Raw genomic sequence first — 18,785 nt, forward strand, 5'->3', positions numbered from 1 at the left:
GCCAAAAATGAAAAGGCCCGCAGCGATGCGGGCCTTTTTGCTTTCTGAGGATCTGTGGTGAAACAACCGCCGCCAAGATCGCAGCCTTCGGCAACTCCTACAGGGGCCGCGCCGATCACGATGCCCTTGTAGGAGCTGCCGAAGGCTCGGGCCGCGATCGGACGATCTTTTGATCTTAAACCGCGGGCGCCGCTGCAATCCCGGGTTCAACCACCGCCACCAACCCTTCCTTCATCCGCTTGGCATCCCTGACAAAACACCGCGACGCCAAAAACAGAAACACCATGGTGAAAAACAGCGCCACCGGGATCAGGTACATCGCGTCATGCAAGCCAACTGCCTTGAACGCCTCGGTCATCTGCTCGGCACCCGCCGAGAGCATCGCGGTATGGGCGAAGTGATCGGACAGACCGCCCACCACCACCGGCCCCAAACCACCGCCCAACAGATACAACCCGGCAAAGAACAACGCCATCGCCGTCGCCCGCAGGCGTGGTTCGACCACGTCCTGGATCGCCGTGTACACGCAGGTGTAGAAGTTGTAGGCGAACAACCACCCCAGGCTGAACACCGCGACAAATACCCCGATCTCGATCCGCCCGGCATGCAGCGCCCAAGCCGTGCACAACGTCGAAATGATCAGGCTGAACGCGGCGAACAGCAGTCGCCCGTTGGCCACCCGCTGGTGAATCTTGTCGGCAATCCATCCGCCTAATGTCAGGCCGAACAACCCGGTCACTCCGACGATCAGCCCGGTCGCCACCGCCGCGTCCTGTAACGACATCAGAAAATAACGCTGCAGCATCGGCACCAGAAACGAGTTGCAGGCATAGGTGGCGAAGTTGAAACAAAGCCCCGCCATCACCAGCCACAGAAAAGTCGGCACCGCCAGCACTCGACGGATCGGCCGGTCCACGCGCTCCTGTGAAACCTGCACGCTTTCCGCCGCGCCACGTTTCGGCTCTTTGATGAAGAACATGAAGACCGCCAGGATCAACCCCGGCACCGCCGCGATAAAGAACGGCGCACGCCAGCTGTCGAACGCCTTCACCATCGCACCAATGGTGAAGAACGCCAGCAACAGGCCCAGCGGCAAGCCGAGCATGAAAATGCCCATGGCCCGCGCCCGACGATGCGCCGGGAACAAGTCGCCGATCAGCGAGTTGGCAGCCGGCGCGTAACTGGCTTCACCGATGCCGATGCCCATCCGCACGATCAGGAAACTCCAGAAACTGCCCACCAACCCGTTGACCGCGGTCAGCCCGCTCCATGCCGCCAGGCCCCAGCCCATCAGTTTGCTGCGCGAGCCAGTATCGGCCAATCGCCCCAGAGGCAGGCCGGCAATGGCGTAGACGATGGTGAATGCAGTCCCGATGATCCCCAGCTGAAAGTCGCTGAGGTGCCATTCCATGCGGATCGGCTCGATGATGATCGCCGGAATGGTGCGATCGAAGAAGTTGAACAGGTTGGCCAGGAACAACAGGAACAGAATGCGCCAGGCATTCGCCGCTTGGGTCGAGTTCTGCATGGGTCCGTCTCTTTTTATTGTTGTTGGGGCCGTCACTGTCCCCGGAACCTCCAATCTAGTCAGGCCCGTCAGGGCTGTCTGTCATTATTCGCAAGGCTGATATCAGCCCATGGCGCCACGCATAACCTGTGGGATCAGTGCTGTCAGGAAGCCAGTTTTTTCACCATCAGTCGCAGGCTGGAAAAATACCTCTGCGCCCCCCTTCCCAACGGCATGGCGAAGCCTAGAATAGCGGCCTTGTCTGCCCACCCCGTTCCCATTCCTCCTTTGATCATTGCCCATGTCCGAAGCCAGTCCGTGTCTGAATTGCGGTGCCTGCTGTTCTCATTTCCGCGTATCTTTTTTCTGGGGTGAATGCACCTCGGCCGGGGGCACGGTGCCTGACGAACTGGTCGCATCCATCAGCCCCAGCCGGGTGGCCATGCTGGGCACAGACTGCAAACCTGTTCGCTGTGTCGGTCTGGTGGGTGAAGTGGGCAGCACCGTGCAGTGCTCGATTTACGATCAGCGTTCCAGCACTTGTCGGGAGTTCGACGCCTCTTGGGCCAATGGCGAGGCGAACGTGGATTGCGATGCGGCACGGGCCGCGTTCGGGCTACCCGCCCTGCAACCTGAATTCGAAACGCCTTTTGAGCAGATCGCCTAAGGCTTGGCAACGACCGCAATCAAGCCATTCGAAAAATATTTGACATCATTGCGCTATCATCCCTTGCGCTCCGTGTAAGCCCTCTATACTGCCAGCATTCGCCAGCGCGCATGACGCAGGCCAAGATGACTCACAGACGGGACATGCTATGGAGTGGCTTGGTTTGCATTTCATGACCGGGCTGCCGGAAAGCGGGCAGGTCATACTCAATTGCACCCATAACCCGTTTCTGGTGTTGCTGGCCTATCTGGTCGCCTGCACGGCCGGTTTCGCCACGCTGGACATGACCGAGCGGGTGGGTCATGTGGAAAAGTCCGCCTCTCAACGACTCTGGCGCTGGGTCGGCGCCGGGTGTCTGGCGGGCGGTATCTGGTCCATGCACTTCATCAGCATGCTGGCGTTCCAGGTGCCGATCGAAATCCATTACCACCTGCCCACCACCCTGATCTCGCTGTTGTTCGCCCTGACCGCCTCGTGGCTGGCCATGTACACCCTGAGCCATCCCCAACTGAATTTCTGGCAATACCTGCGGGCCGCGGTGTGGATCGGCCTGGGCATCGCGACCATGCACTATGTGGGCATGGCCGCACTGCGATCGAATGCGCTGGTCTATTACCAACCCGCCCTGTTCGTGCTCTCCGTGGTGATCGCCATCGGTGCCAGTCTGGCTGCCCTGTTGATTTCCAGTCACTTGCGCGATGACACCGGTGCGTATCATCTACTGTTCAAATACACCGCCAGCCTGGTGCTCGGGGCCGGCATCGTCAGCATGCATTTCACCGGCATGGCATCGCTCAACCTGGTGCTGCCCGATGACAGCCTTCAACCGCTGCCCGGCGACAACAATCACCTGCAACTGGGGCTGACAGTGGCAGTGATGGCGCTGTTGATCATCGGCAGCAGCATCAGTGCCGCACTGGCGGACAAGAAGCTGCAACACAAGGAGTCCGACCTGCAGCGGGTCAACGCCCTGCTCGGTCAACTGGATCAGGCACGCATGTCGCTGCAACAGGTGGCGCATTACGACCCCTTGACCAACCTGCTCAACCGCCGGGGCTTCAACCAGCTCTTCGCCGAAAAACTCATCGAAAAAACCAACGAAGGCGGCATGCTCGCGGTGATATTCCTCGACATCGATCACTTCAAGCGGATCAACGACAGCCTTGGCCATGACGCCGGCGACGAATTGCTCAAAGTCCTCGCCAGCCATATCAAGGCTTCGGTGCGCAGCCACGAAGACGTGGTGGCGCGTTTCGGAGGCGACGAATTCTGCCTCCTCATCAACTTGTACGACCGTGAAGAAGCGCGGCACATGGCCCAGCGCATCATGCTGAAAATGAAGGACCCCATCGAGTTGTCCGGACGGCGCATGGTCATGACCACCAGCATCGGCATCAGCCTGTTTCCGGAAGACGGCAAAACCTGCGAAGAACTGCTGAAGAACGCTGACCTGGCGCTGTATCAGTCCAAGGGCAGCGGTCGTAACGGGTTGCACTTTTTCAGTTCAAACCTGAAAGCCCGCGCCACCCTGGAGTTGCAACTCGAAGAAGAACTGCGTCACGCCCTGCGCGAAGACTCCGGGTTGATGCTGTATTACCAGCCGATCTATGACCTGAGAATCGGCCGAGTCAGCAAACTTGAAGCGCTGGTCCGCTGGCAACACCCGGTTCACGGATTGTTGACGCCGGACAGGTTCATCGCCATCGCCGAGGCCAACGGCCTGATCGCCGAACTGGACAATTGGGTATTGCGCAAAGCCTGTGCAGACCTGGGCGAACTGTCCCGCCACGATTGCGAAGACCTCAAGATCGCAGTGAATTGCTCGCCCCTGAACCTGGCGCGAGAAGAACTGGCCGATGAAATCGAACACGCCCTGCGCATCTACGGGGTGACGCCCCAGCGACTGGAGCTGGAGGTGACCGAGAATGCATTGATGGGCAATATTTCCAACACCCTGGTGTTGCTGCGGCAGATTCGCGCCCTTGGTGTTTCGTTGTCGATCGACGACTTCGGCACCGGCTATTCATCCCTGGCCTACCTCAGGCGCCTGCCATTAAACACGCTGAAGATCGACCGCTCGTTCATTCAGGACATTCCCATGGCCACCCAGGACATGGAAATCGTCCAGGCCATTATCGTCATGGCCCATACCCTGCATTTGCAGGTCGTCACCGAAGGTGTCGAGACCCTCGAGCAATACGACTTTCTCCAACGCCACGGCTGCGATTTCGTCCAGGGCTACCTGCTTAGCCATCCGGTGCCGCTGGCCGAGTTGCGGCCGGTGCTGGCCGAAATCAACCAGCACACGCATGCCGTCAATCCGTTGAGTCTGGCTCACGGTACAACTGCACTAACGTCGAGGGATCCTTTTCCAGGAACCCCTGCCCCCCATGGAGGCGCATCAGTTGTGCGGCCAATCCGCTGATCGGCGTGGCCGAACCCCGTTCGCGGGAAAACTTCACGGCGGTATCGAGATCCTTAAGCAGCGTGCGTACGTGCCATTTCACGGGTTCGAAACGACTTTCGGCCATTTGCGGCGCGAGAATCTGCAACGGTTTTGAATCAGCGAAACCACCGGCCAGCGCCTCGGCAATCAGGCTGGCATCGACCCCGGAGCGCTCGGCCAGGGCCACCACTTCAGCAATGACCAAGGCATTGCAGGCGACGATCATCTGATTGCAGGCCTTGGTCACCTGCCCCGCGCCGACCGCACCCATGTGGGTCACGCGCTGGCCAAGGGTCAGCAACACCGGCCGCACGCGCGCAAGGTCTGCCGCCTCGCCACCGACCATGATCGCCAGGCTGCCGGCCTCGGCGCCGACCACCCCGCCGGACACTGGCGCATCGAGCCAACCCATCCCGGTTTTATTGGCCAGTGCTGTGGCCATTTCCCGCGTTGCGGTGGGCTCCAGGCTGGAAAAATCCACCAGCAACTGGCCGCTTTTCGCCCCCTCGGCAACGCCAGCCGCGCCAAACACCACCTCACGAACCACCGCGGTATCGGCCAGGCACAACATCACCACGTCGGCGTGCTGACACAGCTCGGCCGGTGTCGCCACTTGCCGCGCACCAGCCTCGACCAGCGCTGCACACTTGGCCGGGTTGCGGTTCCACACCGTCAGTGGATAACCAGCCGCCAACAGGCGTCGGCACATCGGCAAACCCATCAGGCCGATTCCGGCGAACCCCAGCGCAGGCAACGTTGCCATCATTTAGCCTCCCTTTGATTAAAGATCATCGAATATTGGCCGATTCATCATGGTTAAGGAAAGGATTCCCCCGAGCGATGTTCAGGCCAAGGCCCTGACGCTTGGGCCACATTCGCGCTAAAAAAAGACGCGAGATCCCATTCCGTGATGACTCGATGACACTTGTCGCCGAGCCGACCAGTCCAGGTATATGGCGCACAATGACTTCTAAAAACAATCCGGCCACCGCGGTATCCGACCTGACCCTGAGCCCCGCGGCGAACAGCCCCTCATCGTCGAAGCCATTGCCCCCGTCGCGTCCGCTGTCGACTCAGCAATACCTGTACTTCACCGAAACCAATACCGACCGCATCCTCGACAACCTCGACGGCCTGCGCGACCTGGTGTTCCCGCGCCCGCCCCATCTGGAAGGCGACAACGAACAGCACAACGACCAGGAATTCCCCTCGGTGTGCCTGATCGGCCTGGGCCGCTGCGGTTCGAACATCGCGCTGGACGTGGCGGAGCTGGTGTACAACGCCCGCAAGTTCTACCTCAACGAATTCAACAACGAAGACCGTCTGTCGCCGGATAAACGCTACGCCGAAAAGGGCTACAGCCCGGCGCAGTGGATTCGCAACAACCTGCGCCTGGGGCCGAACAAGGCCACCAAACCGGTGTTCCTGGTGGAACCGCTGGTGATGCTCGGCGACCTGGACAAGGACATCGCCGGTCGCATCCGTTTCTCGCGCAAGGGCGAAAAAAGCGGCTTTTTGCGCGACTACAGCAAAATGAAAATCATGGACTTGTCGGAAGTCCACGCTGGTGGCGCCGGTAACGCGCCGATCCTCGGCCAGTACCTGGCCAAGATCATCCTGAACAAGGACACCCAGCGCTTCTCCAGCCCCGACTGGAAGATGATTCACTCGTACCTGATCGACAGCTGCGGGATCAAGGCCAACCAGTCGCGCCTGTACTTCTCGATCTTCAGTGCCGGTGGCGGTACCGGTTCGGGCATGGCCTCGGAATTCGGCCTGGCCCAGCAGCACTCGTACATGAACAAGACGTTCGACACCAAGCCGATGGACGAACACGACGGCAAGAGCGGCCATTCCTTCGTCTTCGAGCCGATCTTCACCAGCGGTATCTGCGTACTGCCGAACATTTCCGATCACCGCAGTGAAATGTCCGAAGCGCTGCACATCAACGCCGGTCGCCTGCTGTGCAAATACCTGTCGGAAGAATGGGACTTCTCATACAACTTCGCCAACGAAGACAGCAGCGAAGCCAGCGTCATGGGCCGTATCCGCCCATGGAACGCGATGATGCTGATCTCCAACGACATCATGCGTTATGCCGAAGAAAGCGATGACGGCAACATCCAGAACATCGACGTCAACGCGATGGAAAAGCACGCCAACCAGTACATCTCACAGCAGATCTTCAACATTCTGACAGCGCAGGCGGTGACCACCGACTACGACCAGAACTATTTCCGTCGTGCCGGCATCGACATCGGCGAAACCATTCGCCTGGACGCCAACGACCTGTTCATGAGCCTGGCCGGCCCGGTGGCCATTGCCTACGCCGAGTCCGTGGTGCCGGAAACGCCGCCGCCAAGCAGCGACAAGTTCAAGGTGTTCGACAAAGAGCCGCAGCGCCTGAACATCGACGACCTGTTCTTCCGCTCCATCGACCTGCCGCACTTCAACAAAGTCACCCAGGCAATCGAAGGCATCAGCCTGTTGCCAATCGAGTCCAAGCGCTACCGCGCCTCGCTCGAGCAGTACAAGAATTCGGGCTATGACGCGGCCGCTCTGCACGACCTGCACTTCTTCAAGAATTGCTCGTCGGTGGTATCGATCGTCTCCCTGCCGAAAGACTACAAGCTGTCCTACATGGACCTGAACCGGTTGAAGACCCACCTCAACAGCCTGTTCCCCAACACCACGCTCAAGCGTTATGCACTGGTGATCGGCGCCTCGGCCAACCTGTCGCTGACCACCCTGATCGCCAAGAGCCCGTGCCTGTCGGACGACTTCCTGACGCTGATCGTGGCGTTCATCAAGCGTTGCTTCGCAAAAAATCCGTATCGCTTCGACGAAACGCTGGATAACTCGATCCTGGACTTCATCATCCATGAAGACTTCGACGAAGACCGGATCGACGACCTGCTCAACGAATTCGAAAACCCGGCGAAGATCCTCGACACCAACTGGTACGCGATCAAACCGATGTACGAGAAGAAGTACCGCGAGCTGATCAACGACAAGGACAAGTTCGTCTCGATCAATGACATTCGTTTGTCGCGCGATTGCGTGAAGAAGGCGATCAAGTACCTACGCGAGATCTACCGTCACCGGATTGGCAAGACCAAGGTTATTTCGCTGAATAACCATACGGGCAAGACGGCTTATTGAGGTCGAGCCTTTAAAGATCGCAGCCTTCGGCAGCTCCTACGGAGTGTACGCAATTCCTCTGTAGGAGCTGCCGCAGGCTGCGATCTTTTGATCTGATTTTTTGATCTTTTTTTTCCAACACCCAGAAACAATTGAGCAGCCCATCGGCTGCTCAATAAACTGTTCCCGTTACGTTTACGTCACCGTTATACCGGCCTTTCTGTGGCCTTTCTCCACGGCAACGTGCCATCACGCTACTCGGCTACACACTTTTGCCCGACAAAACCAAGCACCATATCGGTGCGAGCATTCAAGCCGTCGCCCTTTCCTGGATCATAATCCACGGCGAAACAACCACGGCCCACAGCTCCGGATCACGCTCGAAAATATCCAGCGCCCGCGTTTCAGACAGCTTGGCGACCTTGTCGGCGGCCAGCCAGGCAGCGACTTTCTCGCCTTCATCCGTCGCTACGGCCTCCGCCACCGCGATCAAATCCAGACCAGGATCGACCCACAATAGGGCACCCTTGGCAAAGAACGGCTCCAACTCTTTCCAGGTAATAGATGCGGTTTCACCAAGCAGCTTGGCATAGAGGGTGCTAGGTTCTTGAGTCATGGGTTGCTGTCCGCAAAAGAAATCGATGTGAATGATAACGTCGGTATTGCGCCAGAAAAACCCGGATGCAATTGCGTCACCGATTGAAAAACCCGGGAAAGCCAGGGAATGCTGTCGCTTCAAGTATTAGCCAGCTAACATCCTGCCGCGATTCTGTCTTTTTCTTTCAACAAAGCGACACCCTCAGGGTTTGCCCCCTGGCGCCAGCTTCCCAGGCTAACAATCGGCGCTCTACACTGTACCGGTACAGTTGCCGGGGGCATTTTCCGGAGGATATCGACGATATCTGACCCGGTTCTGCTGCTACGGCGCCAGGACTATAAAAACTACAACAGCAAGAGTGGAGCACTATGACTAAGGCTACTAAGCAGATTTCCAAACTGTTTGCCGCTATGGTTCTGGCCGGGGTTGCCAGCCATTCGTTCGCCGCCGACACCATCAAGATCGGCATCGCCGGCCCTAAAACCGGCCCGGTCACTCAATACGGCGACATGCAGTTCATCGGCGCCAAGATGGCCATCGAGCAGATCAACGCCAAAGGCGGCGTCGACGGCAAGATGCTCGAAGCCAAGGAATACGACGACGCGTGCGACCCTAAACAAGCCGTGGCCGTCGCCAACAAAGTGGTCAACGATGGTGTGAAATTCGTTGTCGGCCACCTGTGCTCCAGCTCCACCCAGCCAGCTTCGGACATCTACGAAGACGAAGGCGTGATCATGATCACCCCGGCCGCCACCAACCCGGACATCACCACCCGTGGTTACAAGCTGGTGTTCCGTACCATCGGCCTGGACAGCGCCCAGGGCCCTGCCGCCGGCAACTACATCGCCGATCACGTGAAACCGAAGATCGTTGCTGTGCTGCACGACAAACAGCAATACGGTGAAGGCATCGCCACCGCCGTGAAACAGACCCTTGAGAAGAAAGGCGTCAAGGTTGCCGTGTTCGAAGGCCTGAACGCCGGTGACAAGGACTTCTCCTCGATCATCCAGAAGCTCAAGCAAGCCAACGTCGACTTCGTCTACTACGGCGGCTACCACCCGGAGCTGGGCCTGATCCTGCGCCAGTCCCAGGAAAAAGGTCTGAAAGCCAAGTTCATGGGGCCTGAAGGCGTCGGCAACGACTCCATCTCGCAAATTGCCCAGAATGCTTCCGAAGGCCTGTTGGTCACCCTGCCGAAATCCTTCGACCAGGACCCGGCCAACAAAGCACTGGTACAAGCCTTTGCCGACAAGAAGCAGGACCCAAGCGGTCCGTTCGTGTTCCCGGCCTACTCGGCTGTCGAAGTGATTGCCGAAGGTATCAAGGCTGCCAAGAGCGAAGACACCGCCAAGGTGGCTGAAGCCATTCACAAAGGCACCTTCAAGACCCCGACCGGTGATCTGTCGTTCGACAGCAAGGGCGACCTGAAAGACTTCAAATTCGTGGTCTATGAGTGGCACTTCGGCAAACCAAAAACCGAAGTTTCCCCTCAGTAAGCTAGCTCCATGATTAATAAAGCCCACTGCGCAAGCAGTGGGCTTTGTTTTACGAGATTAATGAGTCAGAGTCCCGCGATCCGGGAGTTGGCTTACCTGAAAATCTTAAAACCGTCACCAGCGGTTCGCTGGCAAACGCTCGTGCGAAGGTGGCCACAGACCACACAGCCCGGGCCGGAACATGACTCCACCAGTGAAATGCGTATCAGGTTTTTAGGAGCGCTGTAATGCCTGAGATCTATCACTTCTTCCAACAGCTGGTTAATGGGATGACCATTGGCAGCACCTATGCCCTTATAGCCATTGGCTACACAATGGTTTACGGCATTATTGGAATGATTAACTTCGCCCATGGCGAGGTCTACATGATCGGTTCCTACGTGGCCTTCATTGTCCTTGCCGGACTGGCCATGCTGGGTATCCATTCTCTGCCGTTGTTGATGACCGCCGCTTTCCTGGCGACCATCGTAGTGACCAGTGCCTACGGCTACAGTATCGAACGGATCGCCTACCGCCCTCTGCGGGGCAGTAACCGTCTGATCCCGCTGATCTCGGCCATCGGCATGTCGATATTCCTGCAGAACTCCGTACTGCTCTCGCAGGACTCCAAGGACAAATCGATCCCCAACCTGATTCCGGGCAGCTTCAGCTTCGGTCCAGGCGGCGCAGAGGAAGTGCTGATCTCCTACATGCAGATCCTGGTGTTCGTGGTGACCCTGGTGGTGATGCTCTGTCTCACCCAGTTCATCTCGCGTTCACGTCTGGGACGCGCCTGTCGGGCCTGTGCCGAAGACATCAAGATGGCCAACCTGCTGGGCATCAACACCAACAACATCATCGCCCTGACCTTCGTCATCGGTGCCGCCCTGGCGGCCGTGGCGGCAGTACTGCTGAGCATGCAGTACGGCGTGATCAACCCTAACGCCGGATTCCTGGTAGGCCTCAAAGCCTTTACCGCGGCGGTACTGGGTGGCATCGGCAGCATTCCGGGCGCCATGCTCGGTGGTCTGGTGCTGGGGGTAGCCGAAGCATTCGGCGCCGATATATTCGGTGACCAGTACAAGGACGTGGTGGCTTTCGGCCTTCTGGTCCTGGTGCTGTTATTCCGGCCAACCGGCCTGCTGGGTCGTCCGGAGGTTGAGAAAGTATGACTAGGAATCTTAAACAGGCGCTGTTCAGCGCCCTGCTGGTATGGGCCGTGGCCTATCCGGTACTCGGCCTGAAACTGTCCATCGCCGGGATCAACCTCGAAGTGGAAGGCGCCAGCACCTCCACGCTGATCATCATCGCCACCTGCTCGGTGCTGATGTTCCTGCGTGTGCTGTTCGACCGCGAATACTCGGCGGCCATGAGCTCCGTGCCCAAGGGCAAACTGATCCCGGCCAGCGCGAGCCACTTCCTGACCCTGCCGACCACCCAGCGCTGGATCATCATGGCGTTGATCGTCGCGGCACTGGTGTGGCCGTTCTTCGGTTCACGCGGTGCGGTGGACATCGCCACGCTGATCCTGATCTACGTGCTGCTCGGCCTGGGCCTGAACATCGTGGTCGGTCTGGCGGGTCTGCTCGACCTCGGTTACGTCGGTTTCTACGCCGTGGGCGCCTACAGCTATGCGCTGCTGTCGCACTACTACGGCCTGAGCTTCTGGATCTGCCTGCCGATTGCCGGGCTGATGGCGGCCACTTTCGGCTTCCTGCTCGGTTTCCCGGTGCTGCGTTTGCGCGGAGACTATCTGGCGATCGTGACCCTGGGCTTCGGTGAGATCATCCGTCTGTTCCTGCGCAACCTGACGGGCCTCACCGGTGGACCGAACGGCATCAGCAACATTCCCAAACCGTCGCTGTTCGGCCTGACCTTCGAAAGAACGGCCGCCGAAGGCATGCAGACCTTCCACGAGTTCTTCGGCCTGACGTACAACCCGGTCAGCAAGGTGGTTTTCCTCTACCTGGTGGCGCTGTTGCTGGCACTGTTCGCGCTGTTCGTGATCAACCGCCTGCTGCGCATGCCGATCGGCCGTGCCTGGGAAGCCTTGCGCGAAGACGAAATCGCCTGCCGTGCCCTGGGCCTGAACCCGACCGTGATCAAGCTGTCGGCCTTCACCCTGGGTGCCTGCTTCGCCGGTTTCGCCGGTAGCTTCTTCGCCGCGCGTCAAGGGCTGGTCACACCGGAGTCGTTCACCTTCATCGAGTCGGCCACCATCCTCGCCATCGTGGTGTTGGGCGGCATGGGCTCGCAGTTGGGCGTGGTTCTCGCGGCTGTCGTGATGATCCTGTTGCCCGAACTGATGCGTGACTTCAGCGAATACCGCATGTTGATGTTCGGCGCCTTGATGGTGCTGATGATGATCTGGCGTCCTCAAGGTCTGCTGCCCATGCAACGCCCTCACATGGAGCTGCGTAAATGAGCAGAGAGATCCTGAAAGTAGATGGCCTGAGCATGCGCTTCGGCGGCCTGTTGGCGGTCAATGGCGTAGCCTTGAGCGTCAAAGAGAAACAAGTGGTATCGATGATCGGCCCCAACGGCGCCGGCAAGACCACTGTATTCAACTGCCTGACCGGGTTCTACAAACCCACCGCTGGCACTATCCAGCTCAATGGTGAAGCGATCGAAGGCCTGCCCGGCCACAAGATCGCCGGCAAAGGCGTGGTGCGGACTTTCCAGAACGTGCGGCTGTTCAAAGACATGACCGCCGTGGAAAACCTGCTGATCGCCCAGCACCGCCACCTGAACACCAACTTCCTGGCCGGTCTGTTCAAGACCCCGGCGTTTCGCCGCAGCGAACGCGAGGCCATGGAATACGCCGAGTTCTGGCTGGAAAAGGTCAACCTCAAGGAGTTCGCCAACCGTCCGGCCGGCACCCTGGCTTATGGTCAGCAGCGCCGCCTGGAAATCGCCCGCTGCATGATGACCCGTCCAAGCATCCTCATGCTCGACGAACCGGCCGCTGGCCTCAACCCGCGGGAAACCGACGACCTCAAGGCGCTGATCGGCACTCTGCGTGAAGAGCATAATGTGACGGTGCTGTTGATCGAACACGACATGAAACTGGTCATGAGCATTTCCGACCATATCTTCGTGATCAACCAGGGCACACCGTTGGCCAACGGCACGCCTGAGCAGATCCGCGACAATCCTGAAGTGATCAAAGCCTACCTGGGGGAAGCGTAAATGCTGCAGTTCGAAAACGTTTCCACCTTCTACGGCAAGATCCAGGCGCTGCACAGCGTCAACGTCGAAGTCCGCCAGGGCGAGATCGTGACCCTGATCGGCGCCAACGGTGCCGGCAAGTCGACCCTGCTGATGACCCTCTGCGGTTCGCCGCAAGCCCACAGCGGCAGCATCCGCTACATGGGCGAAGAGCTCGTCGGCCAGGACTCGTCGCACATCATGCGTAAAAGCATCGCCGTGGTTCCGGAAGGCCGTCGGGTGTTTGCCCGTCTGACCGTCGAAGAAAACCTCGCCATGGGCGGGTTCTTCACCGACAAGGGCGACTATCAGGAACAGATGGACAAGGTTCTGGGACTTTTCCCACGCCTGAAAGAACGCTTTGCCCAACGCGGCGGCACCATGTCCGGCGGCGAACAGCAAATGCTCGCCATCGGCCGCGCGCTGATGAGCAAGCCCAAGCTGTTGCTGCTCGACGAGCCATCGCTGGGCCTGGCACCGATCATCATCCAGCAGATCTTCGACATCATCGAACAGCTGCGCAAGGACGGTGTGACAGTGTTCCTGGTGGAGCAGAACGCCAACCAGGCCCTGAAAATCGCTGACCGTGCCTACGTGCTGGAAAACGGCCGGGTGGTGATGAGCGGGACCGGTGAAGCGCTGTTGACCGACCCGAAAGTGCGCGAAGCGTACCTCGGCGGTTAAGCCTTTGCGGTAAACAAAAAACGGCCTTCGGGCCGTTTTTTGTGCCTGGCACAAACCTCACCGAAGGCTGCTTCTACGGGGGGCTGTGTATCTTTAGCACAACCTGAATGATAAAGAAGAAGCCCTGTCGGAGGAGCCCCGCCTCATAAACGCCATTGATCTATAGAGTCATCTTGAATATATTTGTATCTACAGACAAACAAGAAGTGATCACCATGACAGCAACCTCCCAGGCACAAGGATTCACCAAAGACCAGTGCGTGACTGGTTTGCGAGCAGCTGTAGGCATACTCGAAAAGTGGCAGGCATCGGGCGATCAGGCCTGTCGTATCCTGCGCATTTCCCGCAGTACGTACTCACGGGCAAAACAGCGCGATCCCGATTGGTCCGTAAACCTGGATTCAGACCAGATGCAGCGCATCAGTTTTATTCTCAACATCCATGCCGCTCTGCGTCTTGTCTTTGATAACCCTGAGAACGTCTATGGTTTTCCGACGATGGCGAACGAAAACGAGTTCTTCAACGGGCGTACCCCGCTCGAAATCATGTCCCAGGGGGATATGATTTCCTTGTACGAGACGTTTCGGCGGATCGACGTGCTGCGAGGCGCACAATGGTAATGGTGAGCCAGTTGCCAGTATTGGCCGGTGAGCAGTTGCAGGCCTACCGATTGATCAATTCAAAGTTTCCGCCCATTGCGTTGTTTGACGACGTGGCGGACGCGAACGAATTTGATGTTCTGTATCAGATACAGGCCCTCACAAATCCGAGGCTGCAAAATGAGGTAGGTCGGCTTGAGCTGATACCGCGTGCGGAAATTCCCTTTGGCATCCCTGGATGCTCTTATGCGACAGCCCCTTTCACCCACGTCAACCCAACTGGCTCGCGTTTCAGCGATGGCAGTTTCGGCGTGTTGTACTTGGCTGCCTCGATGGAAACTGCTCTGGCTGAGGTACAGCATCACCAAAACCAGTATTGGTCGAATGTCCAGAGTCTCAATTACGAGAGGTTTGTTTTCCGGGGGTTATCCTGCACTTTCGTTGACGAAGCAATGAGGGATGCCGTATCCATTCCGATGCACGATCCTATCTACGATCCCGTCGACTACACGCACTCACATCGCTTGGGTAAGGCAGTCAAGGATGCAGGGGGCCTTGGCCTGCGATACAACTCCGTGCGTATGCATGGCAACTACTGCTGGGCGCTGATGACTCCCAGACCAGTCTCATCAGTCATTCAAACAGCCCACTACGAGATGATCTGGAACGGCCAGATCACTAGCGTTAATAAAATCAGCATTGCATGACTGTCTTATCGGCGCGATAGCACGAATCCGTTGTCAGTCAGCATCAATGCTAAATGTCATGACGCTATCGCGCGCCCTCCCACAGGGGATTGATGGTGTTTTGAGGATTTTTGAAAAAAATCTGCAGTCAGCTGTAACACCTCGCCCTGTCGTTTCTCTAGAGCGGTAAGCAAGCACAAACGCTTGCCAACCCAAGCTCAATTTCGGAGAAACATCATGACTGCTACCACCCGCACCCTGTCCGCCACCGCCCTGGTTCTGGCCCTTGGTTCTGCCCTGAGCATCGCCGTTGTCTCCACGGCCCATGCCGCTGACGCCAACATGGAAAAATGCTTCGGCGTGGCCATGAAAGGTCATAACGATTGCGCCGCTGGTGCTGGCACCACTTGCGCTGGCACCGCCAAAACCGACTACCAGGCCAACGCCTGGAAGCTCGTCCCCAAGGGCACCTGCGCCACCACAATGAGCAAGACCTCGCCAACCGGTTTCGGCCAGATGGAAGCCTACAAAGCCAAGTCGTAATCAGTCCCCCAGCCTGAGTGTCGACCATGAACCATTCATTCTCCGGGCTCCCGCCCCGCTCCGGGCTGGGGCTCAAGACCGAGCACTTTCGTGAAGTGCTCGGTGCACAACCGGACATCGGTTTCTTCGAAGTCCACGCCGAAAACTACATGGTGGCCGGCGGCCCGTTTCATCATTTTCTGGGATTGATCCGCGAGCAGTATCCGCTGTCGCTGCACGGTGTTGGCCTGTCCATCGGTGCCGAAGGTCCGCTGGATGGTCGGCACCTGCAAAGGCTGGCCGCGCTGATCGAGCGCTATCAACCCCACTCCTTTTCCGAACACCTGGCCTGGTCCAGCCATGGCCCGGTGTTTCTCAATGACCTGCTGCCCCTGGCCTACGATGCGCCGACGCTGAACCGCGTCTGCGAGCACATCGATCAGGTACAGAACACCCTCAAACGCCCGATGCTGCTGGAAAACCCGGCGACATACCTGGCGTTCCAGCACTCGACAATCGATGAAGCCGACTTCATCGGTGAAGTCATTCACCGCACCGGCTGCGGCCTGCTGCTGGACGTCAACAACGTTTACGTTTCCTGCATCAATCACCAAAAAGATCCGCTGGTCTACATCGACGCCCTGCCGCTGCACGCGGTGGCAGAGATTCATCTGGCGGGGTTTGCCGAAGACACCGACAGCCTTGGTGACCGACTGCTGATCGACGATCACGGCGCGCCCGTCGATAACGCGGTGTGGGCGCTGTACTCGCGGGTGCTGGAGCGGGTCGGCCCGATCGCCACGTTGATCGAACGCGACAACCGGTTACCGGCCTTCAACGTGCTGCACGCCGAAGCCCGGCATGCCGATGAGTTGTTGCACCGCGCCGGGAGCCGGCAATGAGCATTCAAGCCGCTTTTACCGCCGCCCTGCTCGATCCGCAACGGTCCTGCCCCGAGGGTTTGTGCAGCGCCAACGGTGCCGATCCGGCCAGCCGTTTCGCGGTGTATCGCAACAATGTGCAGAGCTCGCTGATCGACGCCTTGGCCGACAGTTATCCGGTGGTTGTGCAGCTGGTCGGTGATGAGTTTTTCCGGGCGATGGCACGGCTGTATGTGCAGAGTTGCCCACCGCAGAGCCCACTCCTCAACGACTACGGCAAGGACTTCGCCGAGTTCATCGACAGTTTTGAACCGGCAGCCAGCGTGCCTTATCTGGCCGATGTGGCGCGGCTGGAGCGCTTGCGCGTTCAGGCCTATCACGCCGCTGATGCGCAGCCTTTGGGCCATGAGCAAATCGCCGCCGTGCTGTCGAACCCACAGGCACTGAGCGAGCTGACGCTTGGGCTTCACCCCTCCCTCAATCTGCTGACTTCAGCCTTCGCCGTGGTCTCGATCTGGGCAGCGCATCAACAGGACGCGACGCTGGCCGGAATCGACCTCGGCCACGGGCAAAACGCGCTGGTGTTGCGCAATGAACTGGAGGTTGAGGTCTTCGCCATCGACCACGGCGCCAGCACCTTCATTCAGAACCTGCGACTCGGCCAGCCCTTGAGCCAAGCGTTGGAAAGCGCGTCTGCCTTCGATCTCAGCCAAACCCTGGCACTGCTGATCAGCCACAACGCCATCACTCATTTACACCACAACCAGGTATCGCTATGAACATTCAGCACAACCCCATCGCCCGCGCCATCGTGCTGCTGGAAAAAATCCCCCACAGCCTGATCGCCTTTATCGCGCGTTTTTCCATTGCCGCGGTGTTCTGGAAGTCCGGGCAAACCAAGGTGGAAGGCCTGGCCATCGACTTGATCGACGGCACCTTTGAACTCGGCGTGCCAAGGCTGGCGGACTCGACCATCCCGTTATTCCAGAGCGAATATCACCTGCCGTTGCTCTCCCCGGAACTGGCGGCGCACCTGGCGGCCTTCGCCGAGCATTTCTTTCCGGTGCTGATCCTGATCGGCTTCGCCACGCGCTTTTCGGCCCTGGCGCTGCTGGGCATGACCCTGACCATTCAGCTGTTCGTGTACCCGGATGCGTATCCGACCCACGGCACCTGGGCGGCGGTGTTGCTGTACTTGATGGCGACTGGACCTGGCAAGTTGTCGATCGATCACCTGATTGCCCGGCGTTACGCCCACTAAACGCTGGATAGAGATCCCCTTGTAGGAGCTGCCGAAGGCTGCGATCTTTTGATCTTGATTTTCAGCGGCTCCGAAAAGAGCAAGATCAAAAGATCGCAGCCTTCGGCAGCTCCTACGCCGATTACCATCAGCCGATCCAAATACATCGATCACCGTCAGCCAAGCCAATTGCACCAATCACGGTTAACCCTACAACCGATCCAACGCCTCACCACTGCGTTTGAACCAACCGATCAAATAGTCCGCCAGCACTTGGGTACGCTTCGGCAGCCCGCCCTGATACGGATGCACCAGATACATCGGCATGCTGCGGGTTTGATAATCACGCAGGAGCCAGCGTAAACGTCCATCAGCCAATTCCTCTTGCAACAGATAGGACGGCAAACGCGCAATGCCCGCACCGGTCAGTGCAGCTTTCTTCAAGAGGTTGTAATGGTTGCTGGCGAACGGACCCGACACTCGCACCCGCGTTAATTCGTGCTGTTGGTGGTAGAGCCATTCTTCGCGACCGCTGTAATGGCTGTTGAGCAGGCAGCGGTGTTCGGCCAGTGCCTGAGGCGTCAGCGGCTCACCGAATCGCTCAAGATACGCGGGGCTGGCACAGGTCATTTCGTGCCAGGCCAACAGCGGTCGGGCGACCAGGCGTTCGTCGTTGGCCACTTCCGAGCGGATCGCCAAGTCAAACCCGTCCCGGGACAAGTCGCGGTAGTGGTTGTTGAGCTCCAGCTCGATCTGCACCTCGGGGTACTGCCGGGAAAATTCCAGCAGTGCGCCGTCAAAGAACGTTTCCCCCAGTGAAACCGGCACCGTCATCCGCACAGGGCCGGCCATGTCGTCTTTCAGCCGCGCCAACGCCTGACGCGCACGCTCCACTTGCACCACCAGTGCCTGGGCTTGCGGTAACAACGCCGCACCCGCCGCCGTCAGGCTCAAGCGGCGAGTGGTGCGTTGCAGCAATACCACGCCAAAGCGCGTTTCCAGCAGGCTGATGCGCTTGGAGAGTTGCCCCTTGCTGCAACCCAGTTGCTGGGCGGCCAAGGTGAAACTGCCCGCCTCGATCAATACCGCGAACGCTGCCAGATCGTCCATTTCACTCATGGATTGTTTCCAT

The 18,785-nt window shown here is 58.6% G+C and carries 18 protein-coding genes; 14 read left to right on the forward strand and 4 right to left on the reverse strand.

The window, feature by feature from the left end; all coding sequences use genetic code 11:
- Positions 1 to 175: 175 nt before the first annotated feature.
- Entirely contained in the window at positions 176 to 1,546 is a 1,371-nt protein-coding gene (locus tag LOY36_RS22010; protein WP_258674212.1) for an MFS transporter, read from the reverse strand.
- 262 nt (positions 1,547 to 1,808) lie between these two features.
- Between LOY36_RS22010 and LOY36_RS22015 the strand changes: the two genes are divergently transcribed.
- Both LOY36_RS22015 and LOY36_RS22020 read left to right on the forward strand, forming a co-directional pair.
- Entirely contained in the window at positions 1,809 to 2,174 is a 366-nt protein-coding gene (locus LOY36_RS22015) for a YkgJ family cysteine cluster protein (RefSeq protein ID WP_007935843.1), read from the forward strand.
- A 148-nt stretch (positions 2,175 to 2,322) separates the two neighbouring features.
- Positions 2,323 to 4,599 (forward strand): bifunctional diguanylate cyclase/phosphodiesterase, encoded by a 2,277-nt coding sequence (locus LOY36_RS22020; protein WP_258670952.1) that lies wholly within the window; start codon positions 2,323 to 2,325, stop codon positions 4,597 to 4,599.
- Here LOY36_RS22020 and LOY36_RS22025 read toward each other — a convergent pair.
- Complete coding sequence (locus tag LOY36_RS22025) at positions 4,490 to 5,386, reverse strand: NAD(P)-dependent oxidoreductase (protein ID WP_258670955.1); 897 nt, start codon at positions 5,384 to 5,386, stop codon at positions 4,490 to 4,492. The two genes, LOY36_RS22020 and LOY36_RS22025, sit on opposite strands and share 110 nt — an antisense overlap.
- Positions 5,387 to 5,583: 197 nt before the next feature.
- On the opposite strand from LOY36_RS22025, the gene LOY36_RS22030 reads away from it, so the two are divergent.
- Positions 5,584 to 7,782 (forward strand): hypothetical protein, encoded by a 2,199-nt coding sequence (locus LOY36_RS22030; RefSeq protein ID WP_019647896.1) that lies wholly within the window; start codon positions 5,584 to 5,586, stop codon positions 7,780 to 7,782.
- 289 nt (positions 7,783 to 8,071) lie between these two features.
- Here LOY36_RS22030 and LOY36_RS22035 read toward each other — a convergent pair whose 3' ends face one another.
- The gene (locus tag LOY36_RS22035; RefSeq protein WP_309475245.1) at positions 8,072 to 8,377 is read right to left on the reverse strand and encodes a DUF2288 domain-containing protein; all 306 of its coding nucleotides are present in this window, start codon (positions 8,375 to 8,377) and stop codon (positions 8,072 to 8,074) included.
- Positions 8,378 to 8,727: 350 nt separating this feature from the next.
- Between LOY36_RS22035 and LOY36_RS22040 the strand changes: the two genes are divergently transcribed.
- The 11 genes from LOY36_RS22040 to LOY36_RS22090 all read left to right on the forward strand — a co-directional run bounded on the left by LOY36_RS22040 (position 8,728) and on the right by LOY36_RS22090 (position 17,674).
- Complete coding sequence (locus LOY36_RS22040; RefSeq protein WP_019580926.1) at positions 8,728 to 9,855, forward strand: branched-chain amino acid ABC transporter substrate-binding protein; 1,128 nt, start codon at positions 8,728 to 8,730, stop codon at positions 9,853 to 9,855.
- Between the two features lie 227 nt (positions 9,856 to 10,082).
- Entirely contained in the window at positions 10,083 to 11,006 is a 924-nt protein-coding gene (gene livH / locus LOY36_RS22045) for a high-affinity branched-chain amino acid ABC transporter permease LivH (RefSeq protein ID WP_007935857.1), read from the forward strand.
- Complete coding sequence (locus LOY36_RS22050; protein ID WP_019647894.1) at positions 11,003 to 12,259, forward strand: high-affinity branched-chain amino acid ABC transporter permease LivM; 1,257 nt, start codon at positions 11,003 to 11,005, stop codon at positions 12,257 to 12,259. The genes livH and LOY36_RS22050 overlap by 4 nt, the downstream gene beginning before the upstream one ends.
- Positions 12,256 to 13,023, forward strand: a complete 768-nt coding sequence (gene livG / locus LOY36_RS22055) for a high-affinity branched-chain amino acid ABC transporter ATP-binding protein LivG (RefSeq protein ID WP_018926895.1) — start codon at positions 12,256 to 12,258, stop codon at positions 13,021 to 13,023. The genes LOY36_RS22050 and livG overlap by 4 nt, the downstream gene beginning before the upstream one ends.
- Positions 13,024 to 13,725, forward strand: a complete 702-nt coding sequence (locus tag LOY36_RS22060; RefSeq protein ID WP_007935860.1) for an ABC transporter ATP-binding protein — start codon at positions 13,024 to 13,026, stop codon at positions 13,723 to 13,725.
- Positions 13,726 to 13,940: 215 nt separating this feature from the next.
- Positions 13,941 to 14,345, forward strand: a complete 405-nt coding sequence (locus LOY36_RS22065) for an antitoxin Xre-like helix-turn-helix domain-containing protein (protein WP_019647893.1) — start codon at positions 13,941 to 13,943, stop codon at positions 14,343 to 14,345.
- On the forward strand, positions 14,339 to 15,031 hold the full coding sequence (locus tag LOY36_RS22070) for an RES family NAD+ phosphorylase (protein ID WP_026345678.1): 693 nt from the start codon (positions 14,339 to 14,341) through the stop codon (positions 15,029 to 15,031). Before LOY36_RS22065 ends, LOY36_RS22070 begins: the two co-directional genes overlap by 7 nt.
- Positions 15,032 to 15,247: 216 nt before the next feature.
- Positions 15,248 to 15,553 (forward strand): DUF2282 domain-containing protein, encoded by a 306-nt coding sequence (locus LOY36_RS22075; protein ID WP_258670963.1) that lies wholly within the window; start codon positions 15,248 to 15,250, stop codon positions 15,551 to 15,553.
- Positions 15,554 to 15,579: 26 nt separating this feature from the next.
- A complete protein-coding gene (locus LOY36_RS22080) occupies positions 15,580 to 16,434 on the forward strand; it encodes a DUF692 domain-containing protein (RefSeq protein WP_258670965.1) in 855 nt (284 codons plus the stop codon).
- The gene (locus LOY36_RS22085) at positions 16,431 to 17,192 is read left to right on the forward strand and encodes a DUF2063 domain-containing protein (protein ID WP_258670967.1); all 762 of its coding nucleotides are present in this window, start codon (positions 16,431 to 16,433) and stop codon (positions 17,190 to 17,192) included. Before LOY36_RS22080 ends, LOY36_RS22085 begins: the two co-directional genes overlap by 4 nt.
- Positions 17,189 to 17,674: a DoxX family protein gene (locus tag LOY36_RS22090; RefSeq protein ID WP_258670969.1), complete on the forward strand. Its 486-nt coding sequence runs from the start codon at positions 17,189 to 17,191 to the stop codon at positions 17,672 to 17,674. The genes LOY36_RS22085 and LOY36_RS22090 overlap by 4 nt, the downstream gene beginning before the upstream one ends.
- 189 nt (positions 17,675 to 17,863) lie before the next feature.
- Here LOY36_RS22090 and LOY36_RS22095 read toward each other — a convergent pair whose 3' ends face one another.
- Complete coding sequence (locus LOY36_RS22095) at positions 17,864 to 18,772, reverse strand: LysR family transcriptional regulator (protein WP_019647889.1); 909 nt, start codon at positions 18,770 to 18,772, stop codon at positions 17,864 to 17,866.
- Positions 18,773 to 18,785 lie beyond the last annotated feature (13 nt).

The sequence above is a fragment of the Pseudomonas sp. B21-019 genome (assembly GCF_024749225.1).
Taxonomy (GTDB): Bacteria; Pseudomonadota; Gammaproteobacteria; order Pseudomonadales; family Pseudomonadaceae; genus Aquipseudomonas.